Below are 24,854 nucleotides of genomic sequence, written 5' to 3'. Positions count from 1 at the left end.
GTTACGGCTCCAGGAAAATGTCTGCTGTTGGGCACCTTGCCGCTTACGATCAATCAAGTCTATTGCAGGAATAATCATTACAGCTCCAGGAAGTTTTTCAGCAGTTGGGCACCGGCGGCACCGGAGCGCTCCGGGTGGAATTGCACGCCAAAGAAGTTCTCCTGGCCGATGGCGGCGCTGAACGCCTGGCCATACTGGCAGGAGGCCAGGGTGTATTCGCCGACCGGCACCGCATAGGAGTGCACGAAATAGAAGAAGCTGTCGTCGGGAATGCCCTTGAACAGCGGATGGCCCGGCATGGGGGTGACCTGGTTCCAGCCCATGTGCGGCAGGCGGATGCCGTCGCCGCCCACCATCTTGGTGCAGTCGGCGTCGATTTTGCCCAGACAGTCGACATTGCCTTCCTCGGAGCGGTTGACCAGCATCTGCATGCCGAGGCAGATGCCCAGCACCGGCTGCTGCAGCTGGTTGATAAGCGCGATCAGGTCGCGGTCGTGCAGGTTTTTCATCGCCTCGCGGGCGGTGCCCACGCCGGGCAGCAGCAGCTTGTCGGCGGCCAGCAGCACCTCGGCTTCCTTGCTGACCTGCACCTTGTAGCCCAGACGCTCGACCGCGTAGCGTACCGACGACAGGTTGGCGCAGCCGGTATCGATAATGACTGTGTTCACAAGACCCCCTTGCTCGACGGCAGCTCGTCGCCTTCCACCCGGATGGCCTGGCGCAGGGCGCGGCCGAAGCTCTTGAACAGGCTTTCCACCATGTGGTGGGTGTTGTGGCCGGTGACCTTGAGGTGGATGTTGGCGGCCAGGCTGTCGCTGAGTGAGCGGAAGAAATGGGGCACCATTTCCACCGCCATGTCGCCGACGCTGTCTTTATGGAATTCGGCGTCGAACACCAGGAAGGGGCGGCCGGACAGATCCAGGGTCACCGCGGCCTCGCATTCGTCCATGGGCAGCACGAAACCGAAGCGGCCGATGCCGCGCTTGTTGCCGAGCGCCTTGCGCAGGGCTTCGCCCAGGGCCAGGGCGGTGTCTTCCACCGTGTGGTGGTCGTCGATATGCAAGTCGCCCTCGACCGCCACCTCCAGGTGGAAGCCGGCGTGGGTGGCGATCTGATCCAGCATATGGTCGAAGAAGCCGAGGCCGGTGTGGATCTTGTTGCCGCCGCTCTGGTCCAGATCCAGCCTGATGCGGATATCGGTTTCCTTGGTGGTGCGGGTCACCTCGGCGTTGCGGCCGCGGCTCAGCAGGCGGGCGACGATCTCGGGCCAGCCCAGGCCGTTGTGGCCGTACTGCAGGCCGGGCAGGCCCATGTTTTCGGCCAGCTGGATGTCGGTGATGCGATCGCCGATCACCCAGGAGTCGGTAAAGTCGATGCGCCCGGCCTGCAGATAGTCCTTCACCAGCCCCAGACGCGGCTTGCGGCAGGCACAATCGTCGTGCTGGAAGTGGGGGCAGACAAGCACATCCTGGAAGCGCACGCCCTGGGAGTTGAGGATCTGCATCATCAGGTTGTGGGGGGCGTCGAAGTCGGCTTGGGGGAAACTGTCGGTGCCCAGGCCGTCCTGGTTGGTGACCATCACCAGCCGGTAGCCGGCATCCTGCAGTTTGAGCAATGCCGGGATCACCCCGGGCAGGAAGGCCAGCTTGTCGAGGCGGTCCAGCTGTTTGTCGACCGGCGGCTCTTCCACCATGGTGCCGTCGCGGTCGATAAATAAAATACGTTCCTTAGTCACTTATTGCTCCTGTTGCAGTACGTCGAGTACCGCGTCCATTTCGGCCTGTTGGCCTATGGTGATACGAATGCAGTCGGAAAGTCCCGGTTTGCTGGAAAAGTCGCGCAGTATGATACCGGCTGTCGCCATGCGGGCAAACAGTTTGGCGCCCTCGGCAAAGCGCACCAGCACATAGTTGCCGTTGGCGGCGAACACTTCCCTGACCTGTTTTGAGGCGGCCAGCTTGCCCACCAGCTCGGCCTTGAGGCGGTTGATGTCGTCGACCCGGGTCTGCATGCGCGCCAGCCCCTCTTCGCTCAGGGCCTGGGCGGCAATCTGCGCCACCGGCTCGGGGATGGGGTAGGGGGCGATCACCTTCAGCAGCAGGCCGATCACTTCCGGGTTGGCCAGGGTGAAGCCGCAGCGGATCCCGGCCAGGCCGAAGGCCTTGGACAGGGTGCGGATGATCACCAGCTCCGCATACTCATTCAGCAGACTGGCCTGACTGGCCGTGGGGCAGAACTCGATATAGGCCTCGTCCACCACCACCAGGGCGCGACCCCTGGCGGCGTCCAGCAGGCGCAGCAGGCCGGCCCGGTCGACCAGATCGCCGGTGGGGTTGTTGGGCGAGCACAGGAATACCAGCTTGACCTCGTCGAGCCGGCCGATGATGGCATCGAAGTCGGGCTGGCGGTCGGCATTGAGCGGCACGTCGACAATGCCCACGCCGTTGGTTTCGGCGCTGATGGCATACATGCCGTAGGTGGGGCTGCACTGCAGGATCTGGTCTTTGCCCGGCTCGCAGAAGGTGCGGATCAGCAGTTCTATGCCTTCGTCGCCGCCGCGGCTGGCCAGGACCTGTTCGGGATTGAGGCCGGCATAGGCGGCGTAGCGGTTGATCACCATGGGCGGCTGGCACTCGGGATAGCGGTTGAGGCGCGCGCAATCCAGGGTGTAGTCGCCGCTGTCGGCCGCTTCGTTGGCGTTGAGCCAGATATGGCCCTGGCCACCGATACGGCGGGCCGACTGATAGGGGGTAAGAGCCTGAACCTGGGCTCTGGCCAGGGCGGTGATGCTCATTGTTGTTTCTCCAGTTTGGCAAGCCGCAGGCTTACCGCGTTTTTGTGGGCATCCAGGGTTTCTGTCGCGGCCAGCAGCTCGACCGCCGGGCCTATGGCCAGCAGTCCTTCCGGGCTCAGCTCCTGTACGGTAAAACGGCGCTGATAGTCGGCCAGACCCAGGCTGGAATAGGTGCGCGCATAGCCATAGGTGGGCAGGGTGTGGTTGGTGCCGCTGGCGTAATCGCCCACCGACTCCGGCGTCCAGGCGCCGAGGAAGATGGAGCCGGCATTGCGGAGACTCGGCAACAACAGCCGCGGCTCGGCGGTCTGTACGATCAGGTGCTCGGGGGCATAGGCGTTGGAGATGGCCGCCGCCTGGGCCAGATCGTCACAGATAAAGGTCACGCTCTCGGCCAGCGCTTGGGTGGCGATATCCTTGCGGGAAAGCTGCGCCAGCTGGCGGGCCAGGGCCTGCTCGACCCGCTCGGCCAGGGGGCGACTCGGGGTCACCAGGATCACCTGGGAATCCGGGCCGTGCTCGGCCTGGGACAGCAGATCGGCGGCGATAAAATCGGCGTCGGCGGTGCCATCGGCGATCACCAGCACTTCCGACGGGCCCGCGGGCATGTCGATGGCCGCACCGTCCACATCGGCCGCCACCTGGCGCTTGGCCTCGGTCACCCAGGTATTGCCCGGGCCGAAGATCTTGTCCACCTTGGTCACCGTCTCCGAGCCGTAGGCCATGGCCGCCACCGCCTGGGCGCCGCCCAGGGTATAGATGGCATCCACGCCGCAGCGGTGGGCGGTATAGATGATGGCGTCGTTGATCGGCGGCGGCGAACAGAGCACCACCCGCTCACAGCCGGCCAGCCGGGCCGGGATGGCCAGCATCATCACGGTCGACACCAGCGGGGCGCTGCCGCCCGGCACATAGAGGCCCACCTTTTCTATCGCCTGATAACGCAGCTCGCAGCGCACGCCGGGCCGGGTATCCAGGCTGATGGGGGCGGGCAGCTGGGCGCTGTGGAAGGCGCTGATATTGTCGATGGCCAGTTCGATGGCGTCCTTCAGCTCCTGGTCGACGCGCTGGCCGGCGGCCTTGATTTCCGCCTCGGTCAGCTGCAGGCTGCTTCGCTCGGCCTTGTCGAAGGCACGGGTCAGCTCAAGCAGGGTGGCATCGCCCCCGCCGCGTACCCGGGCGATGATGTCCGCCACCTGGGCTTCGCGGCCGCTGTTTTCCAGGGCCGGGCGACGCAGGGCGTCGGCGCGGGCCTGGCCGTTCAGTTGATTCCAGTCGAGGGTCTTCATCATCACTCCATCATCTTCTCGATGGGCAGCACCAGGATGGAAGAGGCGCCCAGGGCCTTGAGGCCTTCCATGGTTTCCCAGAACATGTCTTCGCTGCTCACCATGTGGATGGCGACCTGGTTGCTTTCCCCGGCCAGGGGCATGATGGTGGGGCGTTCGGCGCCGGGCAGCAGGTTGATCACGTCTTCCAGCTTCTCCTTGGGCGCGTGCAGCATGATGTATTTGCTTTCCCGGGCCAGCTGCAGGCCGTGGATGCGGGGCATCAGCCGGTCAATAATCTGCTGTTTTTCAGGCGTTAAGGTAGCTGCGGACTGGATCAGCACGGCCTTGGAGCGGAAGATGACGTCGGCCTCGCGCAGGCCGTTGGCCTCGAGGGTGGCGCCGGTAGACACCAGATCGCAGATGGCGTCCGCCAGGCCGGCGCGGGGGGCCACTTCCACCGAGCCGTTGAGCATCACGCTCTTGAACTTGATGCCCTTGCTGTCCATATAGCGCTTGACCAGCCAGGGATAGGAAGAGGCGATGCGCTTGCCTTCCAGGCTCTGGGGGCCCTGGTAGTCGAATTCTTCCGCCACCGCCAGCGACAGCCGGCAGCCGCCGAAGTCCAGGCGCTTGAGCACGCTGTAATCGGCGCTTTCACCCTGGGAGCGGCGCTCCATGACCACTTCTTCGAGCACGTTTTCACCGACCACGCCGAAGTCGACCACGCCGTCCATCACCAGGCCGGGGATATCGTCGTCGCGTACCAGCAGCAGATCGATGGGCATGTTTTCGGCATGGGCGATCAGCCTCTGCTCGCGCAGGTTGAGCTTGACGCCGCAGCCCTTCAGCAGTTTCTGGCAATCGCTGCTCAGGCGACCGGATTTCTGGATGGCGATGCGAAGACGATTCTGGTCCATGGTTCTTTTCCTTGTTGTGATAGCGAAATTTTCAAACGAACTTAAAACAAAAAACCCCCGGAAGTTGGGCTTCCGAGGGTCTGTATGAGTGTGTCCTGCTGGAAGCCGCCAAGCGAAAGGTCTTCCAGAACATATGATTCTGAAAGACTAGTCGGGATGATGATGATGCTTGGCGTTGAGCAGGAAATTCATAAAATCGGGTGATCCGCTGTCTGATAAAATTGATCTGCGCTCACAATACCAAGGCCCACCCCGTTTGCCAACCCCAAATTACCAATAAATAACTATGCAGATAAAGCAGATAGTCATGTGGTTGCTCCCCGGGCTGGCCGCTCCCCTGGCCGGTGGCAGCAGCTGGGGCCGAACGAGGCAAGCAACGGGTAACGGCCGGTCGCCTTACCCCTTGGCGGCGGCCCTGCCACCCGCCCGATGTGGCCTACGCCGCCCGGCTCCCGAAACACACAGGGCGCATCGCAAAATGCATGAATTCCTGTTGTGTTTATCCGCGGTTCAGGACCAAAATGGTCTCAAATGGAAAATTACGGGATGGCTGCCGACAGGTCCGGCGGTAGCCTGCCCAGGGTCCGGCTTGGCTTCCGGCGGGTTCAGCATGAACAGGTGCTGGTTTAATTAACTGCTCCTAATAGTAAGTGCTACAAGTGCTGCATCGACCGGGCACCGCACGCAGACACGCCCTGAGGACATGACACTGGGTGTTTCAACCCACTGCGAACATTCACTGGATGTTCGGTTGGGTTGAAACACCTCGTCACAGCGAGCAAGCTCGCTCCCTGGGGGCTCCGCCGCGCCACCTGACCGCCATGGATGGCGGAAATGCCGGAACGGCAGGAGCATTTTTCGACGATGGCGCGAAGGGTCTGCTTAGCGGCACCCGGTCGCTGCCGGTAGTGATCTACCATTCGGAACAGCTATTTAGGTTTGCAGGTATCAAGCTTGAAATTGAGAAAATGGGTCGTGATGGGGTTGGTGGGTACCTTAGGTCGAACTTTATTACAGATGACAATGGTCTAATTGAAATAATTAAATGCTTCACTCCGAACGTTGTTAAGCATATAGATAAACATGATGGTCGAGAAACTCAAACAACAATGACAGTTAAATTGAAAGACCTTCTTACAGATATACAAATGGAAGAATATGACCATCTGCTTAATTTGTTAAATCAGACCTAGGTGCTAGCAAGTGGTTCCAGGGCAAGAGCATGAATGGTACGACCAGAACAAATAAATAGCGTTTAAGTTATTGACTTATAGACTCAATAACTCGCTGGATGCTTTTTGAACAGGTGATTAGTTTCCAAGAATTATTTCAGATATCAATTTGGGTAAATATACTCTAATTTGATAAGCGTATATTTATAGAATGTTCATGTTCATGTTCATGTTCTTGCTCTGCAAGTGGTTCCAAGTGACGCCTACAGCGCACCTGAATCAAGCGTTATATTCATACGGAGGTTCAGTTGAAAAAGAAAAGGCTTGTTAAGAAAGAAGTCACCAAAAACATATATGTTCACAATGACATTTCCAATGCGGCATTCCATTTAAAGGAAAGAATAGAAAAAAATCATGCCGCTGGAAACAATGAAGGGATTTCTTTAGATATCATGTCTTGTTTAATCATGTATGCATTCGAATTCGAAGCGAAAGTGAACTTTGTAGGTCACATGAAAATTTTGAATTGGAAAGAGCGGGATTCATTCCATAAAAAAGTAAAAAAGATAAATAATGTTCTTGGAATAAAGGTTGATAAAAACTCCCGGCCATATACAACAATTGAATATCTCAAAAGTTACCGTGACTCTATTGCCCACGGAAAACCGTTTAATTCACAAAATACTGAAACATCAAAAATGTTGTCAGAAGAAATTAATAGTGCAATTGATTTAGATAATGGGTTGTATGATCTATGTACAATAAGTTTTATGAGAGAGTGCGAAGCAGATATTGAAAATATTTGGAAAAATTGGCTAAATGTGGCGTCAATAGATATTGACAAAACAATTACTCATGGCTCGTTTAGCGCAGAAATTTTGTGATTCGATGAATATAACAAAAGCATGCAAAGGACCATGGATCTCACCCGCTTTAACGGACACACCTCGATAACGGAAAGAGGTGAGCCATGCCCGCTTACAAAACAGGAAAATGAACCCAGCAGTACAGTAACGACTTCAAGAAACAAGCTGTCCTCTGGAGCGATGAAGAGCACAGGAGTGTAAAGGAGGTCTCTGAGGCGCTGGACATCCATCCCTTTATGTTGTTCGCGCAACACTTCGCTACGCTGAATAGGCACCAGTAACACAAACGTTATGTTGCTAGGAAGTTTAATGGCAGATATGGAAAGTGTAATTGAACTTATTAGTTGTCATTTACATCAAAGCCACAAGAAAATCATCGAATTTTCAAAGACTAATTACTCTTATGAGGAATGGATAAACTGGGAAATTTTTGATGCCCTTAAAAAAGCAAATTACCACTGTAGCCCTAAACCAAGTTATCGCAGTTTATGTTCTAAAAGTGTAGGGCGCTTTCACGCTGACATATACGCTAAGTCTCCAGTTGGCAATGCTGAGTTCATTATGGAAGTGGCACTAGTTGGAAATGCTACTCAAGATAAATGGTTGAAAAAGATAGAAAGAGATAGGTTTAAACTTTCTAGCCTCACTCCCACTAATGATAGCTTAATCAAAGTTCAGCTTGTAATTTTAGTGGCAGACTATCACGATTTGCTTCATCACTGGGGTGGTTGGTTGGGTCGCCTTGAATTCTGGGAAGAGCATCCTCCAGTTTCCATTTGTGATCAATCAGTATCAGGTGAAATAGTCTTTTGTCACTGGGAAGTCGCAACATAACAAACTGTTCAAGAGTGATTCAGCACGCGTGGCACTGTTGGTTTGTGGTGATTTTGGTGTTGAAGTGTAATGCAGAAGCTTGGTCATTGCGTGCTTCACATCTTAACAGGGCGTTGCCCGGGCACTCGAGCGAGGGCCTGGAGCCCGCAGCTCCGAATACAGCATCCGCGCCGCCTTGGCCATACCGGGGGGAGCCCCACCACGTCGGATGGCTGGTTTCATCAATAATGAGGGTAGATCCATGCTTTCTAGAATCGTCTTGGCCGGGCTAACGGCCACCGTCGTCGCCGTAACGCCGTCGCTCGGGGCGACCGCCGAGTGCGGTCTTGAGCGCGCCTTCACGCATACAACCAAGCATCACGGCGAGCGCAACATTTACGGCGGTGCGGGTGCGCTCTTCTTCACGGCGCCGATGGCCGTGAACACGGACGGCGCGCCGACGTCCTATCATCCGGAAGACCCATGGGGCTCGCGTGACAAGGCGATCAACACGATTTGCAACGGCGCCAACGCGCGTCTGCCGGACGGGCGAAAGCTCAACTACGCACAATGCAGAGAGCTGGTTGCCGCTTTTCGCGAGGCGAAGGCAGCCGGCTGGGAAGCGCCGGGAAAGCCTAAAATGGAGTTTTACGGGGTCGCGGCCCATGGGGCGACGCCGTGCCTCATCCAGTCCGGGCCCTATGCCGGCTACTTCGTATCGACAACGTCGCTCGCCGCCGATGAGACCAAGGGGCGCTGCGACCAGGAACGCTATCTTAATTCGTTGGAGATCCCCTTCAGCATCTATCCTGGCGCGCGAGCCTTCACTAACCTGGGCGTCGGCAAGGGCGATGTCGTCGTGTACTATAACCCGGCGAATGACGCGATCGAATACGGTATCGTCGGAGACCGGGGGCCTGGCTGGGGTCTCGCCGAGGGCTCGGTCGCGTTCGCGAAAACGCTGCTCAAGCTAACCGAAGATCCGCAGAGCCGGCGAGACACGTATCGGTTTGGCGTGGAGAAGGTCCACGCGCTGATCCTGCCCAACGAGACGCTCTCTGCCCCATTTACGCGGGAGAATGTTCGCTCGCGCGCTAAGGCGCGATTCGAGGCGTGGGGCGGACTCGATCGCTTCAAAAAATGCGTTGCAACGATCGGCGCGCGTCCGTGATCGCTTGTCCGACGCTGCACTGCCTGCCCGGCACCCTCGCGGACAAGGCGGTCGCATTCCGCTCGCGCTGACACCGAAACCACAGGTGCCGATCCGGAAGGCCGAAACAGCGGCTACCTTTCATACATCCTTATGGGCAAAGGGCTTCGATCTTGCCCTATGCCGGGGGATACCGATTGGGAGCCGGGGGCCGGTTCGGTTCGTGGCGAAATCTGAAACGAACCCTCTCAACCCGGTCATGGTCAGGACTTAATCAAGACGACAATAACAACAAGGAGCACGATGATGAAAACAGTCAGGAACAACCCTCTGGTGGCTGGAACAAGCAGCGCCAATACCCGGTCAGCAGCGCGCAGGCGGCGTATCGGTCCCTTTATGCTGACGATAGCCGCCCTGGCCACCGATGGGATGGCCGGCGAGCTGGAGCTGGCTTATGGCCGGGCCGTGGTCGATGCCGCCTTCGTCGAAGAGGCGGAAATCTCCACTGAGCTGGTGCCCGTGACCCGTGACAACCCGGCGCTGGTCTGGAATGCCGACCAATCGCGGATCCTGGTGGCCACCTGGAAGGCACAGGGCGCCTATGAACAGTTCTTCAAGCCCTACGACAAGACCTCGGAGAACCCGGAATATGCGGTCTGGGTAACCACGGCACCGCAGGTCAAGCAGCTGTGCGCCGACCTGCTTGCCCGCCGACCGGACACATCCAAAGAGGGGGTGGAGCTGCGGCTGAAACAGTACCTGGGGCTGGATCCCAGCTGGCAGTATGACGTTTTTGTTGAAATGTGGGTGGATCCGGCCGATCTGTTTCGGCCCTGTGTCAATCCGCAGGTTGACGGCAAGGGCTGCCAGCTGCACTTTGGTGAGCAGGTACCCGAAGTGAAGAATATTGCCGATTATCGCAATTTTTACGAGAACCTCTACTACAAGAGCTTCCGGGGCAGTGCCGGGGTGCCCTGGACCGGGCTGGGCTACACCTACGACTGGGGCAACCCCAACAGCGAAGTGGGGGCGAGTGAGTATATCCTGGTGCCGGGCGTCGCTTACGAAATCAAAGAGGTCACACCGACCATGGAATACTGCCGTAGATAAATGCACCGCCGTGAATGCGGCCGTCTTATCCGTTTATCGGAGGCGGGGTCAGCATGACTCGCCGGCCCGGTAGCCGGAGGTTGCCCCAGGCCCACATACCCGTTTCCGAGGGGTGTGGGCCTTTCCTTCTGGTAAATATGCCAAACTTACCGGGCGGGGCATGGGTCCGCATGGATGGAGGAGACACCGTATGGCGGTACAGCTCAATCACACTATCGTGCTGTCACATAATAAAGAGACATCCGCAACATTTTTTACAGAAACGCTCGGGCTGCCGGAAGCCGTCTGTTACGGCCCTTTCCTGGTGGTCGAGTTGGCCAACGGCGTCAGCCTTGACTTTCAGGACACCGACGGCGACATCGCGGCGCAGCACTATGCCTTCCTGATCAGCGAATCCGAATTTGATGAAGTTTTTTCCCGACTCGGTGAGCGAGGGGCCGATTACTGGGCCGATCCGGGGCGGCGCCGGCTGGGCGAGATCAACCACCATGACGGCGGTCGGGGGCTGTATTTTGAAGACCCGAATGGACATCTTCTTGAGGTTATCACCCGGCCCTATGGTAGCCTTTGAAGGCGAGGAATATGCCTGGGTGGTATAAACGGGTGTGGCTGTCAGCCGGACCCGGTTCGCAGCGTCGCTATTGGGGTCGAGATAAACAGAGGGATGGTGATATGTCAGAAGTAAGCTCACCCTGCATCAGGGAATGCGCCCTCGACGAGGATAAGATCTGCCGGGGGTGCAGGCGCAGCATCGAGGAGATCATGCAGTGGAGCCGTGCCGGCAACGAGCAGAAACGGCAGATACTGGCCCGGGTCGCCGCGAGCCGGGCCCAAGAGGCGTCGGCCATAGTGGGGTAATGGCTGGATGCGGTGGCGCTGAGGCTGCCACCTTATTCAGCCTCGTCAGTCGGTTGCAGCATGTGGGTGACAAACCGCTGCACCTTTTCTATCTCCCCCATCCGCTCCGGATACACCAGGTAATAGGCGTTGGCGCTGATCAGGGCATGGGACCAGGGGATCACCAGCTCGCCGCTGTCCAGCTCGTCGGCGATCAGGAAGCGGGGGATCAGGGCTATTCCGCAGCCGGCGATAACGGCGCGGATCAGCATATGAAAGGTTTCGAAGCGGTTGCCCTGGTAGCTGTGCTCCGTGGTCAGATCCTGGGAGGCAAACCAGTCGTGCCAGGCCTGGGGGCGGGTGGACAGGTGCAGCAGCCGGTGGCGGGTCAGCTCCAGGGGGGAGGCCGGCGTGCCGCCCGCCAGCAGGGCCGGCGAGCAGGCGGGCACCATTTCTTCAGCAAACAGCCGGTGGCATTCCAGCCCGGGCCAGCTGCCATGGCCATAAAAAAACGCGATGTCGATGCTGTCCTTGTCCAGATCGAAGACATCGACCCTGTCGCAGCAGTCCAGGCTGATGTGGGGGTAACGGTTCAGGAAACGGGCCAGACGCGGCGCCAGCCAGCGGGCGCCGAAGGTGGGCAGGGTGGCAATCTTGAGCAGGTCCTGGTGGCTGTTGTACGACATGATGTACTGGGAGGACATTTCCAGCTGGGCCAGGATCTTGCGGACTTCACCGATATAGATGGCCCCTTCGGGGGTCAGGCACAGCGAGCGTCTGACCCGCCGGAACAGCTTGCGGTTGAGGAAGGATTCGAGCTGGGCCACCTGCTTGCTGACGGCGCTCTGGGTCAGGCTGAGTTCGTCCGCGGCGCGGGTAAAGCTGAGATGCCTGGCCGAGGCTTCAAAACACTGCATGGCAGAGATGGAAGGTAAATAGCGCATAAATCCGGGCGGCGAGAGGGAAACAGTTGCCCAGTATACCCGTGACGGCCTTGCTTGAGTATCGACCCGGCCGGGGATGGCCGGGTCGAGATGCGGATCAGGCGGCGGCGGTCAGCGCGGGCCGTTGACGCTGCAGCAGATAGCTGACGGCGATCAGCGCCAGGCCGGAACCCGAACTGATCATCCCCGGCATCACCATGGTCAGGCCGGCGGCGAGCAGCATGGCTCTTTCCAGCAGGGAGGAGGGGCGGATGAAATAGCCGATCAGGGCGCTACTGATGGCCATCATGCCCAGCAATGCAAAGGCCAGCGCCATCGCCAGTTCCGGCAGGTTGACGTCCACCATCACCAGGATCGGGTTGTAGACGAACACATAGGGGATGATGAAGGCGCCGATGGCCAGTTTAACGGCGGTCACCCCGGTTTTCATCGGGTTGGCCCGGGCGATACCGGCCCCGGCATAGGCGGCCAGACAGACCGGCGGGGTAATATCCGCTACTTGCCCTGCTTCTTGGCCTCGAAGTGGGCGCCGATAAAGATGCCGCTGAAGTAGAGAACGGCGGGGATAATGGCGGCCAGCATGATCTCGGCGTAGGGCACGCCGATGTATTCGACCATGATAAAGGCGGCGGCAAATTCGGGCTTGAAGCCGGCCTTCTTCATCATCGGAATGGTGAGGAGCCGGACGCTACCGTGTTGCCGACGGAACTGCCGGAAATTTTTTATTCATAAAGGCATTGTCCTTATCGGCCGAGAGTCCAGTTCATCCCGCCATCTGTCTGCAATCCGATGGCGTGAAACGTCTGGCGTTCCTTGGCCTTGGTATGGTCTCAGGTGCGGCCGGGCATGAAAAAAGGAGGCGATGGCCTCCCTTTGCCGTTGGCCGGGCAGGTGGTGCGCCCGGTCCCGGAGAGTCGGCAGCGCTGTGCCGATCAGGTGCCCAGGGCCTGCAGTACCTGCCTTGCGGAGTCGTCCTGCAGGCGGGCATAGAGGCCGAACTCATCGGTAACCGGGCAACCCAGCGCCTGCTCGAAGGCCGCTTGGTTGGCATTTTGCGCATAGGCCGAGTGGCTGGCGCCGCCCAGGTTGGACTGGAAGATGCCGGCGGCACTGACCGGCAAGAAGTCTTCATAGGTAATGGGCGTCGCTTCGACCAGGCCGTCCCGGATCAGAGCCTCCAGCTCGCCGGTGGCGGCGGTTCCCCTGCCTGCCTGACGGCGACCGGCTTCGGTGAGCTGGTAACGGAAGTAGCCCAGGCCCTGTTCGCGCAGGCTGGCTTCATCATCGGGAAACGCCCGGAAAATATCCGCCAACTGCTGCTGGTGGCCGGCATTGTCGGCCTGGGTCGGTGCCTGGCGTGACTGGTTGAGCAGCTCGTCGTAGAGGGCGCGGCCCTTGGGGGTGAGCGCCATGCCGCGCTGCTCGATTTCACCGAAACGGGCGGTATGGGTGCCCGGCTGCTCGCCGGCAAACATGATCGACTCTTCCAGGGCGGTGAAGCTGGTCTGGCGCAGCAGGATCGGGCAGCGGCGACGGGGCGGACCTTCAATCACCGCCTTGGGGTTGATGCCATGGGTTGGCATTTTTCGCTGTACTGTATCTATATCCAGTGTTCGGGGCGTCAGGTGGTTGATATGGGGCCCGCGGAAGCACACCACGTCGGCGATCAGCCGGTGGGCATCCTGCAAGGCCTGATAGGTGGCCAGATCGACGGTGGCATGCCGGTGCCAGCGGAAGGTTTCCAGCATGGCCGCCACGAACTGGCGGGCCTGCTCCTCGGTCAGGCCACCCTGTTGCTCGGCCTGGGCGACCAGCTCCCGGGCCTGGGGGATGAAGATATCGCGCTGTGCCAGTATGTCTGCCGCCCGGGCCCGCAGTGCCTGATCCTCGATCAGTTCCAGGCGCAGCAGCGAGGTAAAGATACGGAACGGGTTGCGTTGCAGAGCGGCTTCGTCCGTGGGGCGGAAGGCGGTGGAGTGAACCGGGACACCGGCTTCCGACAGATCGTAGTATCCCACCGGATGCATGCCCATGATGGCGAAGACCCGTCGCAACATGTGGAGTTCGGCGGCGGTGCCGACCCGAATGGCTCCATGTCGCTCAACGCCCAGGCGCGCCAGCTCGTCGTTGTCCTGCAGCCGTCGGTTAAGCGCGGGCTGTGCGGCCAGGGTGTCGGCGTTGACCCGGGCAACCAGCTGCATCAGCTGACCGTATTGGGGCACTTCGGCCTGGTACATGCGCGACATGGACTCGGAAAACAGGGTACGGATCTCGTCCGCGGCTAAATAATGGCTGGCAGGCATGGATATTAGGTCCTTTACGAGGGGCTTTATTCATTATCTGCACCTTAATACCACAGTGGTGGTGGTGACAAACGGCAACTGGTCGTGATTCCATTCCAAACAGGAATAGATTGCAAGGCGGGCGGGCAGGGCCTACGCTCGAAGAGGCTCAGGCCATATTCCGGCAGGCGGGGCGTCGGCTCTTTTTATCTTTAACGATGTGGCGTGGCATGTTTCAGCCATTTGATAAGGAGATTCACCATGAGTATGAAAGACGCCTACCAGCAGAAACTGCAGGCCCAGCTGGACGAGTGGGACGCGGAGCTCGACCGGCTCAAGGCCAAGGCGGATAAGGCGAAAGCCGATATCCAGGTAGAATACTACAAACAGATCAAGGTGTTGCAGTCCAGGAGGGACGAGGCCGGCAAGAAACTGACCGAACTCGAGCAGGCGAGCGATGAAGCCTGGGTCGATCTCAAGTCAGGGATCGAAAATGCGTGGGAGTCGCTCGGCCAGGCCCTGAAGTCGGCAGCCTCCAGATTCAAATAAATTTACCAAGTTGTGGTGATGTCCACCCTTCTCCCTGTACGGCATCCTTATCCTTATGAAACAAAGCATCGTCGGTTACCACCAGGATGAAGAGCATCACTGGGTGGCCGAGCTCGGCTGCGGCCACTTCCAGCATGTCCGGCACCAGCCGCCCTGGTTTAACCGACCCTGGGTCATCACCGGTGAGGGGCGGGCGGCCATGCTCGGCCATACACTGGAATGCAAGAAGTGCGATGAGGGTGCGCCGAAAGACCATATGTAGCCTGCGGCAGCGTTTTATTCATGGATCCATCCGAAAGCGGAGCCGGCGGCGATGGGGAGACTTCAAGACGATTGGCGTTACCTGCTGCTGTGGTTGTTTGTGCTCGGCTCGTTGGGGTGGGTACTGAGCCTCGAGCCATTAGCCCAGAGCCTGGCCTACCATGACTTTGCCGATCAACGGCGTTTTCTGGGGCTCTCTCACGGCCTGAACGTACTGTCAAGCCTGCCGTTTTTGCTGGTTGGAAGCGCGGGGCTGCTGACTGCCAGACGTGGCCGGGTGGGCGCCGCCAGTGCGGCCTGGCGGGCCCTGTTTGCCGGTATTGCCCTGGTGGGTGCGGGCTCTGCCTACTATCACTGGCAGCCGAATGACGACAGCCTGCTATGGGACCGGCTGCCGATGACGATCGGCTTTATGGGACTGTTCATTGCCTTGCTCGGTGAATATCTGCGACCGCGCCTTGTCCGCTTATTACTGCCGTCGGCGCTGTTGCTGGGGCTGGCCAGTGTCCTCTACTGGCACTGGTTCGATGATCTTCGTTTCTACTTCTGGGTTCAATTCGTGCCCCTGTTGTCGATTCCGATCCTGATGATGCTGTTCGACAGTGGATATTCCCACCGGTGGTTGCTGCTGGTAGCGCTGGCGTGGTATGGACTGGCGGAGGTGGCGGAGGTGTACGATCTGGTCATATTTCAGGCCACTCATGAGGTGATCAGCGGGCACACGCTCAAACACCTGCTCGCCGGCGGCGGCTGCTATAGTCTGTTGTGGATGCTGCAGGTCAGGAAGCCGGTGAGGGTACCGGCGGTGGCCCGCTGATGCCGCCGGCAACAACCGGTTTCAATGGGGTATTTCAATGTTGACTACCATGTTGATCAACGGTGTTTTCATGGCTATCGATACCGGGATGCGCAATAACCATGGATCCATACTGGCAAGACGCTATTAAGCTAGGGGATCTCGAGGCGGTGTGCGAGCTGTTGCACCTTGGCCTCGAGGTGAATGCCCGTGATCGCTACGGACAAACCGGACTGATGCTGGCGGCCCTGGCGGGCCACGGTGAGCTGGTGTCGGTGCTGATCGACCATGGGGCGGATCTGGATGTGACGGCCAAGTTTGGCCTGAACGCCCTGATGCTGGCCATCATAGCCGAACAGCCGCGCATCGCGACTATGTTGGCGAACGCCGGCGCCAATCTTTCTCAACGGGGCTCAGGTGCGCCCGGTTTTGCCGACAAGACCGCCTATCAGCTGGCGGTTGAGCGAGGCATGGATGAACTCTTTTCCATATTGGAACAACCTTGAGCATGGCCGGCGGGTGCCGATGTGAAAAGAGAGCGCTTGATCACGCATCTGACTGTCAGTTTTCGTTTCAGGGATGTGTTGTCCCGGTTATTTTAGATAAGGGCGTCTATGTCTGAATTACTGTTGATCCTTGCCTTTACGCTGCTGGCGGGAATGGCCATGCCGCTTGGGGCCCTGATAGCCAGTGTGGAGCGGATCCATCCGGACTGGCTGGAGGAGGAGTTCCGCCATTCGGTGGTGGCCTTCGGTGGTGGCGCCTTGCTGTCGGCGGTGGCCCTGGTGTTGGTGCCGGACGGCATGATCAGCCTCTCACCCTTACCGGCCGCGATCTGCTTTTGCTGCGGGGGGCTGGCGTTCATGGCATTGGATGTTTTTCTTAATAGGATAAAAACGCCGGCCAGTCAGCTGTCTGCCATGTTGTCCGACTTTATTCCCGAATCACTGGCGCTGGGGGCCGCCTTCGCCATGGGGGCCAGTGGTAGCGCCTTGTTGCTCGCCTGCCTGATGGCGCTGCAAAACCTGCCGGAAGGCTTCAATGCTTTCCGGGAGTTGAATGCCTCGTCCAGTTACAGCCGGTTGAGGATCATCGTCATGTTCGCATTGATGGCCCTGTGTGGGCCCGCCGCCGGGATGACCGGCTATCTCGGGCTGGCCGATTATCCGTCGCTGGTGGCCGGCATCATGTTGTTTGCTTCCGGCGGCATTCTTTACTCGGTATTTCAGGATATCGCGCCCCAGGCGGTGCTGGATAAACACTGGGCGCCGCCCATGGGAGCGGTACTGGGGTTTGTCCTGGGGATGGTGGGGCATATGGCCACCGCATCCTGAGTGTCCTGTGCTAGCGGGGATGCCGAGCCCAGGTCGCGGGCGACGGGGGCGATTCTTTTCTGGTATAATCAGCCTTTTACATCATGACGCCCGAAGCCTGTGGAAAACCTCAACAGTTCAACCCTCTTTGCTGAAAACGGGCCCCTGGCCCGGGCCATCGACGGCTTTGTGCCCCGGGCGGCCCAGGTCGATATGGCGGCGGCGGTCGGGCAAGCCCTGGAAGATAAGATCCCCTTGGTGGTGGAGGCGGGTACAGGTACCGGCAAGACTTACGCCTATCTGGCGCCCGTGCTGGCCACCGATAAGAAGGTGGTGCTCAGTACCGGGTCGCGCAACCTGCAGGAGCAGCTGTTTCACCGGGACTTGCCGACCCTGATCAAGGCGCTGGATTATCACTTCCCGGTCGCGTTGCTGAAAGGACGGGCCAACTATGTGTGTATCGAACGCCTGGGTCTGTTGAGCGATGCCGTTCCTCAGCTTTCTGCCGAGGGGCTCGCCGATCTGCAAAAGGTTCGCCGTTTCCTGCCGCTCACCAGCACCGGCGATATCGGCGATATTCCCGGCCTGCCCGAACGTAGCGAGATCCTTCCCCTGGTCACCAGCACCAACGACAACTGCCTGGGCAGAGATTGCCCCCATTATCAGGATTGTTACCTGGTCAAGGCCCGCAGCCGTGCGATGGAAGCCCAGGTGGTGGTGGTCAACCATCATCTGTTTTTTGCCGATATGGCGGTGCGCGATACCGGTTTCGGTCAGCTGATCCCGGATGCCGACGCCTATATCCTCGATGAAGCCCACCAGTTGCCCGAGATTGCCGGACAGTATTTTGGCCAGAGCCAGTCCAGCCGGCTGTTTGTCGATCTGGCCAGGGATCTGCGCCTGGCCTACAAGATAGAGGCCAAGGACATGGCCCAGCTGGGCAAGGCGGCGGATCAGCTGGAGCGCTGCGCGCTGGATCTGCGGCTGGCTTTTGGGGGGGAGACGGGGCGTGGCCAGCTGAGGCCCATGTTGGCCCGTACCGAGGTGGCCGCCGCCCTCGAGCGGTTGAAGGAAAGCCTGGATTTCAGCTATGAGGTGCTCAAGCTGTGCATGGGGCGGGGAGAACAGCTCAGCCAGTGCTTTGAACGCTTGATCAGCGTCAAGGCCGCCCTGGAGTCGCTTACCCGGGTGGAGGACAAGGGTTATTCCTACTGGTATGACGCCCACCGCCAGCATATCAGTTTTCATAAAACGCCCTTGTCGGTCGCCGATCGCTTCGCCGCCGAGCTTGCCAAGGATGAGGTCAGTTGGGTGTTTACCTCGGCCACCCTGGCGGTGGGGGAGAGTTTTGCCCATTTCTGTGCCGATATGGGGCTCAGCCGCTGCCGTACCTTGCAATTGGACAGTCCCTTTGATTACTCTCGCCAGTCGCGCCTGTGTGTGCCCCGTTACCTGCCGGAAACTAATGGTGCCGGGCGGGGGCGGTTCCTGGCCGATACCCTGGTTGACACCCTGGCCGCGGTGCCCGGCGGCAGTTTCTTTTTATGTACCAGCTATCAGGTGATGAAGGAAGTGGCCGAGGTGCTCAGGGCCCGGCTGCAACGTACCGTGTTGATGCAGGGTGAGGACAACAAGGTCCGCCTGCTGGAGCAGTTCAGCCAGGACGGGCGCGCCGTACTGGTGGCGACCAGCAGTTTTTGGGAAGGCATAGATGTGCGTGGCAACGCCCTGCAATGCGTGGTGATCGACAAACTCCCCTTCAGTGCGCCGGACGATCCCCTGCTCAGCGCCCGGCTTGAAGATTGCCGCCATCGGGGCGAGGACGGTTTTGCCCGGGTGCAGTTACCCAAGGCCATCATCACCCTTAAACAGGGGGTAGGCCGGCTGATCCGCGATGTGACTGATCGGGGGGTGCTGGTGATTACCGACAGTCGGCTGGTGAACCGGGCCTATGGCGCCGATTTTATCAACAGCCTGCCGCCCATGCCGAGGACCCGCTCGCTGACCACCGTCGCCGAATTTTTATCAACCTTAGAGTGAGAACAAGATGACCCGATTGCTGGCCATTGATACCGCCACCGAAGCCTGCTCCGCCGCCTTATGGGTAGACGGGGAGCTGTCATGCCGTTATCAGGTGGCACCCCGTGGCCATACGGATCTTATTTTACCCATGGTAGACGAGCTGCTGGCCGAGGCGGGTGTGCAGCTCAGCCAGCTGGATGGCCTGGCCTTCGGCCGGGGACCCGGCTCCTTTACCGGGGTACGCATTACCATCGGTATTGCCCAGGGGCTGGCCTTTGGGGCCGATCTGCCCCTGTATGGGGTTTCCAACCTGCAGGCGCTGGCCCAGGGGACGCACCGGGTAACCGCCTGTGCCCGGGCGCTGGCCTGTATCGACGCCCGTATGGGGGAAATCTATGTGGGGGGTTATACCCTGGAGCAGGGGGTGATGACCCTGACGGAAGCCGAACAGGTTATCAATCCCGCCGAATACCTCGTGGCCACGATGGCACCGCGCTGGCAACAAGGAGCAGGCAGCGGTTTTGTCAGCTATCCTCAATTGGCCGGTCGGGTAGACACTGTCTGTGAGGCGGTGCCTTTTCCCGAGGCCCGTGATCTGTTGCCGCAGGCCCTCCGGGATCATGCCGCCGGTCTGGGGGTCACCGCGACCGAGGCCCAGCCCGTGTATCTGCGTGACAAGGTCACCTGGAAAAAGCTGCCGGGTCGGGAATAGGCGGACCAGTGGCGGATCACCCCGAATGCCGAGAGCCGCCGGAGCAGGACATGCCGGAGCCGCTCTTTTCTCAGCGCCCCTATCACAGGGTCACCTATTATCGGCGCCGGCGTCTGCAACAGAGGCAGCGGCGCCTGCGAAGCTGGCATTTGCGCCGGCGTTAGCAGCAGATAAAACAAACATATCGTTAACATCTGTTGATATTAGCGGTCGGTAGCGATATGTTTGAATTAGAACAGTTAATTTAAACGGTTGATTGAATATCTGCTTGCACCCGGAGAGCCTGATGGAACAACAGCTGCCCCCACACCAGCCCACTTTACTGTCTGACAAACCCTGGTTAAAGCGTTATCCCCAGGGGGTGCCCGCCGATATAGACCCGGACAGGTTCGGTTCGCTCATGGCCCTGTTTGAACAGAGTGTCGCGGACTTTGCCGATAAGCCCGCCTATCGCAACTTTGGCCGGACCATGAGCTATCGGGAGCTGGACCGGCAGTCCCGGAATTTTGCCGCCTACCTGCAGCAAGGGCTGAAATTGCAGCCGGGGGAACGTATCGCGCTGATGATGCCCAACCTGCTGCAATATCCGGTCTGTCTGTTCGGTGCCCTGCGCGCCGGACTGGTGGTGGTCAATGTGAACCCCCTGTACACCCCGCGGGAGTTGGCGCATCAGCTCAAAGATTCCGGTGCCGGCACCATTGTCATCCTGGAGAATTTCGCCGATACCCTGGCCCAGGCGATGAAACACTCTCGGATCGACCATATTGTCCTGACCCGCATGGGGGATCATCTGGGCTTGCTGAAAGGCACCATGCTTAACCTTGTGGTCAAGCACGTCAAGAAGATGGTGCCGGCCTACCGGTTGCCGGCCGCCGTCGGTTATCGACAGGCCCTGGCCAAGGGTGGGGAGATGACCTACCGGCGGCCTGAGCTTAACGGCGACAGCCTGGCGTTTTTACAATACACGGGGGGCACCACCGGCCTGTCGAAGGGGGCCATGCTCAGTCACCGCAACATGTTGGCCAATGTTGAACAATGCCTGGGGGTCTATGGCCCCATGTTGAAACCCGGCGAAGAAAAGGTGGTCACCGCGTTGCCGCTGTATCATGTGTTTGCGCTGACGGTAAACGGCCTGCTGTTCCTGCGGCTGGGGGCGGAAAACCTGCTGATCACCAATCCCCGGGATATTCCCGGCTTGGTCAAAATGCTTAAAGGCTACTCCTGCACCTGCATCACCGGGGTCAATACCCTGTTCAACGCCCTGGTGAACAATACGGAATTTCAGAATCATGACTTCAAGACCCTGAAGCTCACCATAGGGGGAGGCATGTCGGTACAGCGGGTGGTGGCCGAGCAATGGCAGGATATCACCGGCAGCAAGCTGCTGGAAGGTTACGGCCTGACCGAATGCTCGCCCCTGGTGACCGTCTGCCCCTATGATCTGGAAGGCTACAACGGTGCCATCGGCCTGCCGGTCTGCTCTACCCAGGTGCGGCTGGTGGATGAGGCCGGGGAGCGGGTCCGGTACAGCCATACCCCGGGCGAAATGGAAGTAAAGGGTCCTCAGGTGATGCGTGGTTACTGGGGAGAGGATGGTAAAGACGACGACGGCTTCCATGACGGCTGGTTGCGTACAGGGGATATTGCCACCATGGACGAACAGGGCTTCCTGAAGATTGTCGATCGTAAGAAAGACATGATACTGGTGTCGGGTTTCAATGTGTTTCCCAATGAAATAGAAGAGGTCGCCATGTCGCATCCGGGGGTGCTGGAGGCCGCGGCTGTCGGGGTGCCCAGCCAGGTGTCGGGGGAAAACGTCAAGCTGGTGGTGGTGAAAAAGCCGGGCAGCCTGCTGGATGAAAAGGCTATGGTTGCCCATTGTAAACAATATCTGACTGCCTATAAGGTTCCCAAGGTGATAGAATTCCGGGACGAACTGCCCAAAACCAACGTCGGTAAAATTCTGCGGCGCAAATTAAGAGACAAGGCCGCCTGATAGCAAAGCCCTGGGCAACCGGGGTTTTTTTTGCCCAAGCAAGAAGATCCCATGAACTATACATTAATCACAGACAATGCCGCCCTGACCGAATTTTGTGCCACCCAGGCACCCATACTGGCGGTCGATACCGAATTTGTACGCACCCGTACTTTTTATGCCAAGCCCGGCCTCTATCAACTGCATGATGGTCGGCAAACCGTGCTGGTGGATCCCCTGACGGTCACCGATTTAAAACCCTTATGGCAGCTGTTGCATGACTCGGACAGGCTCTGCCTGCTCCATGCCGGCGGTGAAGATCTGGAATTGTTTCAGCATCAAAGCGGTGCCCTGCCCGGAAAGGTACACGATACCCAGTTGGCCGCCGCGTTTCTGGGCCTGGGCGCCCAGCTGGGGTTTGCCGCCCTGGTCGAGCTGATCCTGGGGGTGCCCCTGGACAAGGCCCATGCCAGGACCGACTGGCTGGCCAGGCCGCTGTCGGCGGAGCAATTACGCTACGCCGCCGACGATGTCATTTATCTGTATCCGGTTTATCAGCAGTTGCGTGAGCGGCTTGAGCAACGGCAGTTGTTTACCTGGTTTGAGCAGGAGTGCGAGTGGGCGGTCAAGCGCCGCAGCCTGAGCACACCACCGGAGCTGGCCTACCTGGATATCAAGAATGCCTGGACCCTGGATAAGCAAGGCATCGGCATCTTGCAGAAGCTCGCTGAATGGCGCCTGACCGAGGCAAAAAAACGTGATCTGGCGGTGAACTTTGTGGTTAAGGAGGCCCACTTGTGTGAAATCGCCGGCCGCCTGCCACAGAGCCTGTCGGATCTGCAGCGTCTGGGACTGGACCCCATGGAGATCAAGCGCCATGGGGAAACCCTGCTACGTCTGACCAGGGAGGCGCTGGCCAACCCGGAGTGCTGGCCCGAGCCGGTCAAGCGGCTGGTGGATTTTCCCGGTTATAAGGCGGAATTGAAGCGGATTAAAGGTATCGTCGAAGCGGCGGCCGCAAGCCGGGGTCTGCCCGCCGAGCTGGTCGCATCGAAAAGATTGATACATCAATATCTTGGCTGGAAATGGCGACTAGGGGAAGACGGCAGCATGGTACCGGCATTGCTGGAAGGCTGGCGTGGCGAGTTACTGCAGGGAAAACTATAGCGTTAGAGAGGGAAGAGCAGCACATAAATCCGACTGCTCTTCCTGTTTTGCCGGCTACTGGGCCTTTTCTTCTGGCTCAGGAAGCATGATATTGAGCTCGAGCACTGACAAGTTGTCACCTTTTTGATCCAGTTGTACCGATATTTTGTCAATATCTATCTCGATGTATTTGCGGATCACATCCAGAATATCTTGCTTCATCTGGGGTAGGTAATCAGGGGCATCCCGTTGGCTACGTTCGTGGGCCACAATGATCTGCAGCCGCTCTTTAGCAAGTTTGGCGCTGTTTGGGTTCCTTTTTGAACGAAAATAGTCCAGTAGAGACATGCATTAACTCCCAAATAATCGGCTGAAAAAGCCTTTCTTTTCTTCCAGAAGGAAACGGAACTCTTTCTCCTGCCCCAGCAGACGGGCAACCGCATCGGCATAGGCCTGGCCGGCATCGGACTCCTGATCGAGGATCACGGGCTCACCGGAGTTGGAGGCCTTGAGTACCGCCTGGGACTCGGGGATGACGCCCAGCAGCGGAATGGACAGGATCTCTTGTACATCCTGCACACTCAGCATATCCCCGCGGGTTACCCGGTCCGGGGCATAGCGGGTCAGCAGCAGATGCTCCTTGATCGGCTCCATGCCCTGTTCCGCCCGACGGGACTTGGAAGACAGAATCCCCAGGATGCGATCCGAGTCGCGTACCGAGGAGACTTCAGGGTTGGTGGTGACGATGGCTTCATCGGCAAAGTAGAGCGCCATCAGGGCTCCGGTTTCGATGCCGGCGGGGGAGTCACAGATGATGTATTCAAAACCCATGTCGGCCAGATCGTTGAGGATTTTTTCCACGCTGTCCCGGGTCAGGGCGTCTTTGTCCCGGGTTTGGGACGCGGGCAGGATATAGAGTTGATCGACCCGCTTGTCGCGGATCAGGGCCTGGTTAAGGTTGGCATCGCCATTGATAACATTAACGAAATCGTAAACGACACGGCGCTCGCAGCCCATGATGAGATCCAGGTTGCGAAGCCCGATATCAAAATCGATAACGACGGTCTTATGACCCAGCTTGGCAATACCGGTACTGATGGCCGCGCTGGAGGTGGTTTTACCAACACCGCCTTTGCCGGATGTGACGACGATGATTCGTGCCATAGTTAATTCCCTAAAAGTCGTTAATTAAAGCTTTTCCAGTTTCAACTGGCCGCCAGCCAAGGAAATGCTGACGGCTTGCTCCCAATAGGGTTCCAGCAAACCATCGCTAACCTGGTAATGGCCGGCAACGGAAACCAGTTCAGCCATCAGTTGGTCACAATAAATACGTGCGGCTTCATTACCTTTGGCGCCGGCCACCGCTCGGCCCCGCAACTGGCCATAAACATGGATGCTGTCATCGGCAATCAGTTCGGCACCATTGCTGACCGAGCCCAGGATCACCAGGGAACCATTGGGCGCATAGAGTTGCTGTCCTGAGCGTACCGGGCCTATGTGTAACTTGTTCGACGTCTGGGGAACAGGGGTTGCCGCCTTGCCTGGGACGGGTTCATTGTGCGCAACCCGCCCGGAAGCCATGACTGCCAGTCCGGCCGCCCTGATGGCGGAGCGTGTTGCTTCATCTTTGGTGCCTGTTACCCCGACGGGAACCAGCTTCAACTCCCTAATAATGCCTGCCAAGGAGGTAAAGTCTATGGTTTTAGTTAACTTTTCAATATTGACCACCAGGGGGGCTGCGCGGAAAAAGTCCGGCGCCTGCGCGATTTTTTCGAGCAGCTGCTGCCTGACGGTAGCTACATCATTATCTGTAATATGAAGTACCGATAAGGTAAAGCTGGTACCTTTCAGTTCGATTCCGCGTTCCGCCATATGCGGCCGTCCCCCGAGGATCCAATCCTTTTTGTTATTGGTCGTCCAGATG

The 24,854-nt window shown here is 58.7% G+C and carries 28 protein-coding genes and 1 other annotated feature; of the genes, 16 read left to right on the top strand and 12 right to left on the bottom strand.

Features of this window, described 5'->3' with window-relative positions; all coding sequences use genetic code 11:
• Nucleotides 1-77 precede the first annotated feature (77 nt).
• From hisH to hisG, 5 genes are read right to left on the bottom strand one after another with little or no spacing between them, the layout of a single operon-like run.
• A complete protein-coding gene (hisH, locus tag ABD806_RS03635) occupies nt 78-668 on the bottom strand; it encodes an imidazole glycerol phosphate synthase subunit HisH (RefSeq protein WP_344954799.1) in 591 nt (196 codons plus the stop codon).
• Nucleotides 665-1,735, bottom strand: coding sequence for a bifunctional histidinol-phosphatase/imidazoleglycerol-phosphate dehydratase HisB (gene hisB / locus ABD806_RS03630; protein ID WP_344954797.1), 1,071 nt, complete (start codon nt 1,733-1,735; stop codon nt 665-667). The genes hisH and hisB overlap by 4 nt, the downstream gene beginning before the upstream one ends.
• Complete coding sequence (gene hisC, locus ABD806_RS03625) at nt 1,736-2,794, bottom strand: histidinol-phosphate transaminase (protein WP_344954795.1); 1,059 nt, start codon at nt 2,792-2,794, stop codon at nt 1,736-1,738.
• Nucleotides 2,791-4,083, bottom strand: coding sequence for a histidinol dehydrogenase (hisD, locus tag ABD806_RS03620; protein ID WP_344956436.1), 1,293 nt, complete (start codon nt 4,081-4,083; stop codon nt 2,791-2,793). The genes hisC and hisD overlap by 4 nt, the downstream gene beginning before the upstream one ends.
• A 2-nt stretch (nt 4,084-4,085) precedes the next feature.
• Nucleotides 4,086-4,982: an ATP phosphoribosyltransferase gene (hisG, locus tag ABD806_RS03615; protein WP_344954793.1), complete on the bottom strand. Its 897-nt coding sequence runs from the start codon at nt 4,980-4,982 to the stop codon at nt 4,086-4,088.
• 45 nt (nt 4,983-5,027) lie between these two features.
• Nucleotides 5,028-5,154, bottom strand: a sequence feature (His leader region).
• A gap of 541 nt (nt 5,155-5,695) precedes the next feature.
• On the opposite strand from hisG, the gene ABD806_RS03610 reads away from it, so the two are divergent.
• The 7 genes from ABD806_RS03610 to ABD806_RS03580 all read left to right on the top strand — a co-directional run bounded on the left by ABD806_RS03610 (nt 5,696) and on the right by ABD806_RS03580 (nt 10,951).
• Complete coding sequence (locus tag ABD806_RS03610; protein WP_344954791.1) at nt 5,696-6,175, top strand: hypothetical protein; 480 nt, start codon at nt 5,696-5,698, stop codon at nt 6,173-6,175.
• A gap of 287 nt (nt 6,176-6,462) precedes the next feature.
• Complete coding sequence (locus ABD806_RS03605) at nt 6,463-7,038, top strand: hypothetical protein (RefSeq protein WP_344954789.1); 576 nt, start codon at nt 6,463-6,465, stop codon at nt 7,036-7,038.
• A gap of 291 nt (nt 7,039-7,329) precedes the next feature.
• Complete coding sequence (locus ABD806_RS03600) at nt 7,330-7,854, top strand: hypothetical protein (protein ID WP_344954787.1); 525 nt, start codon at nt 7,330-7,332, stop codon at nt 7,852-7,854.
• Nucleotides 7,855-8,095: 241 nt separating this feature from the next.
• Nucleotides 8,096-9,004 carry a hypothetical protein gene (locus tag ABD806_RS03595; RefSeq protein WP_344954785.1) on the top strand — a complete coding sequence of 303 codons (909 nt, stop codon included), beginning with the start codon at nt 8,096-8,098 and terminating at the stop codon, nt 9,002-9,004.
• Between the two features lie 285 nt (nt 9,005-9,289).
• Nucleotides 9,290-10,093, top strand: coding sequence for a hypothetical protein (locus tag ABD806_RS03590; protein WP_344954783.1), 804 nt, complete (start codon nt 9,290-9,292; stop codon nt 10,091-10,093).
• Nucleotides 10,094-10,283: 190 nt separating this feature from the next.
• Nucleotides 10,284-10,664 carry a VOC family protein gene (locus ABD806_RS03585; RefSeq protein ID WP_344954781.1) on the top strand — a complete coding sequence of 127 codons (381 nt, stop codon included), beginning with the start codon at nt 10,284-10,286 and terminating at the stop codon, nt 10,662-10,664.
• Between the two features lie 101 nt (nt 10,665-10,765).
• Complete coding sequence (locus tag ABD806_RS03580; protein ID WP_344954779.1) at nt 10,766-10,951, top strand: DUF1289 domain-containing protein; 186 nt, start codon at nt 10,766-10,768, stop codon at nt 10,949-10,951.
• A gap of 32 nt (nt 10,952-10,983) precedes the next feature.
• On the opposite strand, the gene gcvA is transcribed toward ABD806_RS03580, so the two are convergent.
• From gcvA to hglS, 4 genes are all read right to left on the bottom strand, one after another.
• Entirely contained in the window at nt 10,984-11,874 is an 891-nt protein-coding gene (gcvA, locus tag ABD806_RS03575) for a transcriptional regulator GcvA (RefSeq protein WP_344954777.1), read from the bottom strand.
• A 97-nt stretch (nt 11,875-11,971) separates the two neighbouring features.
• Complete coding sequence (locus ABD806_RS03570) at nt 11,972-12,304, bottom strand: DUF3394 domain-containing protein (protein ID WP_344954775.1); 333 nt, start codon at nt 12,302-12,304, stop codon at nt 11,972-11,974.
• 65 nt (nt 12,305-12,369) lie between these two features.
• Nucleotides 12,370-12,540, bottom strand: a complete 171-nt coding sequence (locus ABD806_RS03565) for a TRAP transporter large permease subunit (RefSeq protein ID WP_344954773.1) — start codon at nt 12,538-12,540, stop codon at nt 12,370-12,372.
• Nucleotides 12,541-12,806: 266 nt separating this feature from the next.
• Nucleotides 12,807-14,177 (bottom strand): 2-oxoadipate dioxygenase/decarboxylase HglS, encoded by a 1,371-nt coding sequence (gene hglS / locus ABD806_RS03560; RefSeq protein ID WP_344954771.1) that lies wholly within the window; start codon nt 14,175-14,177, stop codon nt 12,807-12,809.
• Between the two features lie 240 nt (nt 14,178-14,417).
• Between hglS and ABD806_RS03555 the strand changes: the two genes are divergently transcribed.
• From ABD806_RS03555 to rnd, 9 genes are all read left to right on the top strand, one after another.
• On the top strand, nt 14,418-14,705 hold the full coding sequence (locus ABD806_RS03555) for a sll1863 family stress response protein (protein WP_344954769.1): 288 nt from the start codon (nt 14,418-14,420) through the stop codon (nt 14,703-14,705).
• A 55-nt stretch (nt 14,706-14,760) separates the two neighbouring features.
• The gene (locus tag ABD806_RS03550; protein WP_344954767.1) at nt 14,761-14,967 is read left to right on the top strand and encodes a DUF3565 domain-containing protein; all 207 of its coding nucleotides are present in this window, start codon (nt 14,761-14,763) and stop codon (nt 14,965-14,967) included.
• Nucleotides 14,968-15,018: 51 nt separating this feature from the next.
• Nucleotides 15,019-15,783, top strand: coding sequence for a ceramidase domain-containing protein (locus ABD806_RS03545; protein WP_344954765.1), 765 nt, complete (start codon nt 15,019-15,021; stop codon nt 15,781-15,783).
• A 101-nt stretch (nt 15,784-15,884) separates the two neighbouring features.
• Nucleotides 15,885-16,268 carry an ankyrin repeat domain-containing protein gene (locus tag ABD806_RS03540; protein WP_344954763.1) on the top strand — a complete coding sequence of 128 codons (384 nt, stop codon included), beginning with the start codon at nt 15,885-15,887 and terminating at the stop codon, nt 16,266-16,268.
• A gap of 108 nt (nt 16,269-16,376) precedes the next feature.
• Nucleotides 16,377-17,096: a ZIP family metal transporter gene (locus tag ABD806_RS03535; RefSeq protein WP_344954761.1), complete on the top strand. Its 720-nt coding sequence runs from the start codon at nt 16,377-16,379 to the stop codon at nt 17,094-17,096.
• Between the two features lie 99 nt (nt 17,097-17,195).
• Nucleotides 17,196-19,115, top strand: coding sequence for a DNA repair helicase YoaA (gene yoaA / locus ABD806_RS03530; protein ID WP_344954759.1), 1,920 nt, complete (start codon nt 17,196-17,198; stop codon nt 19,113-19,115).
• A 7-nt stretch (nt 19,116-19,122) separates the two neighbouring features.
• Nucleotides 19,123-19,809: a tRNA (adenosine(37)-N6)-threonylcarbamoyltransferase complex dimerization subunit type 1 TsaB gene (gene tsaB, locus ABD806_RS03525; protein ID WP_344954757.1), complete on the top strand. Its 687-nt coding sequence runs from the start codon at nt 19,123-19,125 to the stop codon at nt 19,807-19,809.
• A 286-nt stretch (nt 19,810-20,095) separates the two neighbouring features.
• Entirely contained in the window at nt 20,096-21,805 is a 1,710-nt protein-coding gene (gene fadD / locus ABD806_RS03520; RefSeq protein WP_344954755.1) for a long-chain-fatty-acid--CoA ligase FadD, read from the top strand.
• Nucleotides 21,806-21,856: 51 nt separating this feature from the next.
• Entirely contained in the window at nt 21,857-22,951 is a 1,095-nt protein-coding gene (rnd, locus tag ABD806_RS03515) for a ribonuclease D (RefSeq protein WP_344954752.1), read from the top strand.
• A 54-nt stretch (nt 22,952-23,005) separates the two neighbouring features.
• On the opposite strand, the gene minE is transcribed toward rnd, so the two are convergent.
• Genes minE through minC form a run of 3 tightly spaced genes read right to left on the bottom strand, consistent with a single transcriptional unit; the run spans nt 23,006 to nt 24,802 of the window.
• Nucleotides 23,006-23,278, bottom strand: a complete 273-nt coding sequence (gene minE / locus ABD806_RS03510) for a cell division topological specificity factor MinE (protein WP_344954750.1) — start codon at nt 23,276-23,278, stop codon at nt 23,006-23,008.
• A gap of 3 nt (nt 23,279-23,281) precedes the next feature.
• Nucleotides 23,282-24,094 carry a septum site-determining protein MinD gene (gene minD, locus ABD806_RS03505; protein WP_344954748.1) on the bottom strand — a complete coding sequence of 271 codons (813 nt, stop codon included), beginning with the start codon at nt 24,092-24,094 and terminating at the stop codon, nt 23,282-23,284.
• 24 nt (nt 24,095-24,118) lie between these two features.
• Nucleotides 24,119-24,802: a septum site-determining protein MinC gene (minC, locus tag ABD806_RS03500; protein ID WP_344956434.1), complete on the bottom strand. Its 684-nt coding sequence runs from the start codon at nt 24,800-24,802 to the stop codon at nt 24,119-24,121.
• Nucleotides 24,803-24,854: the final 52 nt, after the last annotated feature.

The organism is Zobellella aerophila, from assembly GCF_039539325.1.
GTDB classification, from domain to species: domain Bacteria; phylum Pseudomonadota; class Gammaproteobacteria; order Enterobacterales; family Aeromonadaceae; genus Oceanimonas; species Oceanimonas aerophila.
This window is presented reverse-complemented; position numbering and strand designations above follow the sequence as displayed.

What these genes read in the sequence shown, in the direction of transcription:
- ABD806_RS03565 (WP_344954773.1), bottom strand. Translation starts at nt 12,540, where the DNA reads ATGATGAAGAAGGCCGGCTTCAAGCCCGAATTTGCCGCCGCCTTTATC.
- hisG (WP_344954793.1), bottom strand. Translation starts at nt 4,982, where the DNA reads ATGGACCAGAATCGTCTTCGCATCGCCATCCAGAAATCCGGTCGCCTG.
- ABD806_RS03550 (WP_344954767.1), top strand. Translation starts at nt 14,761, where the DNA reads ATGAAACAAAGCATCGTCGGTTACCACCAGGATGAAGAGCATCACTGG.
- minC (WP_344956434.1), bottom strand. Translation starts at nt 24,802, where the DNA reads ATGGCGGAACGCGGAATCGAACTGAAAGGTACCAGCTTTACCTTATCG.
- ABD806_RS03585 (WP_344954781.1), top strand. Translation starts at nt 10,284, where the DNA reads ATGGCGGTACAGCTCAATCACACTATCGTGCTGTCACATAATAAAGAG.
- ABD806_RS03595 (WP_344954785.1), top strand. Translation starts at nt 8,096, where the DNA reads ATGCTTTCTAGAATCGTCTTGGCCGGGCTAACGGCCACCGTCGTCGCC.
- ABD806_RS03545 (WP_344954765.1), top strand. Translation starts at nt 15,019, where the DNA reads ATGGGGAGACTTCAAGACGATTGGCGTTACCTGCTGCTGTGGTTGTTT.
- minE (WP_344954750.1), bottom strand. Translation starts at nt 23,278, where the DNA reads ATGTCTCTACTGGACTATTTTCGTTCAAAAAGGAACCCAAACAGCGCC.
- ABD806_RS03590 (WP_344954783.1), top strand. Translation starts at nt 9,290, where the DNA reads ATGAAAACAGTCAGGAACAACCCTCTGGTGGCTGGAACAAGCAGCGCC.
- ABD806_RS03555 (WP_344954769.1), top strand. Translation starts at nt 14,418, where the DNA reads ATGAGTATGAAAGACGCCTACCAGCAGAAACTGCAGGCCCAGCTGGAC.
- hglS (WP_344954771.1), bottom strand. Translation starts at nt 14,177, where the DNA reads ATGCCTGCCAGCCATTATTTAGCCGCGGACGAGATCCGTACCCTGTTT.
- minD (WP_344954748.1), bottom strand. Translation starts at nt 24,094, where the DNA reads ATGGCACGAATCATCGTCGTCACATCCGGCAAAGGCGGTGTTGGTAAA.
- tsaB (WP_344954757.1), top strand. Translation starts at nt 19,123, where the DNA reads ATGACCCGATTGCTGGCCATTGATACCGCCACCGAAGCCTGCTCCGCC.
- hisC (WP_344954795.1), bottom strand. Translation starts at nt 2,794, where the DNA reads ATGAGCATCACCGCCCTGGCCAGAGCCCAGGTTCAGGCTCTTACCCCC.
- ABD806_RS03540 (WP_344954763.1), top strand. Translation starts at nt 15,885, where the DNA reads ATGGATCCATACTGGCAAGACGCTATTAAGCTAGGGGATCTCGAGGCG.
- fadD (WP_344954755.1), top strand. Translation starts at nt 20,096, where the DNA reads ATGGAACAACAGCTGCCCCCACACCAGCCCACTTTACTGTCTGACAAA.
- ABD806_RS03600 (WP_344954787.1), top strand. Translation starts at nt 7,330, where the DNA reads ATGGCAGATATGGAAAGTGTAATTGAACTTATTAGTTGTCATTTACAT.
- hisD (WP_344956436.1), bottom strand. Translation starts at nt 4,083, where the DNA reads ATGAAGACCCTCGACTGGAATCAACTGAACGGCCAGGCCCGCGCCGAC.
- ABD806_RS03570 (WP_344954775.1), bottom strand. Translation starts at nt 12,304, where the DNA reads ATGAAAACCGGGGTGACCGCCGTTAAACTGGCCATCGGCGCCTTCATC.
- gcvA (WP_344954777.1), bottom strand. Translation starts at nt 11,874, where the DNA reads ATGCGCTATTTACCTTCCATCTCTGCCATGCAGTGTTTTGAAGCCTCG.
- rnd (WP_344954752.1), top strand. Translation starts at nt 21,857, where the DNA reads ATGAACTATACATTAATCACAGACAATGCCGCCCTGACCGAATTTTGT.
- ABD806_RS03535 (WP_344954761.1), top strand. Translation starts at nt 16,377, where the DNA reads ATGTCTGAATTACTGTTGATCCTTGCCTTTACGCTGCTGGCGGGAATG.
- ABD806_RS03580 (WP_344954779.1), top strand. Translation starts at nt 10,766, where the DNA reads ATGTCAGAAGTAAGCTCACCCTGCATCAGGGAATGCGCCCTCGACGAG.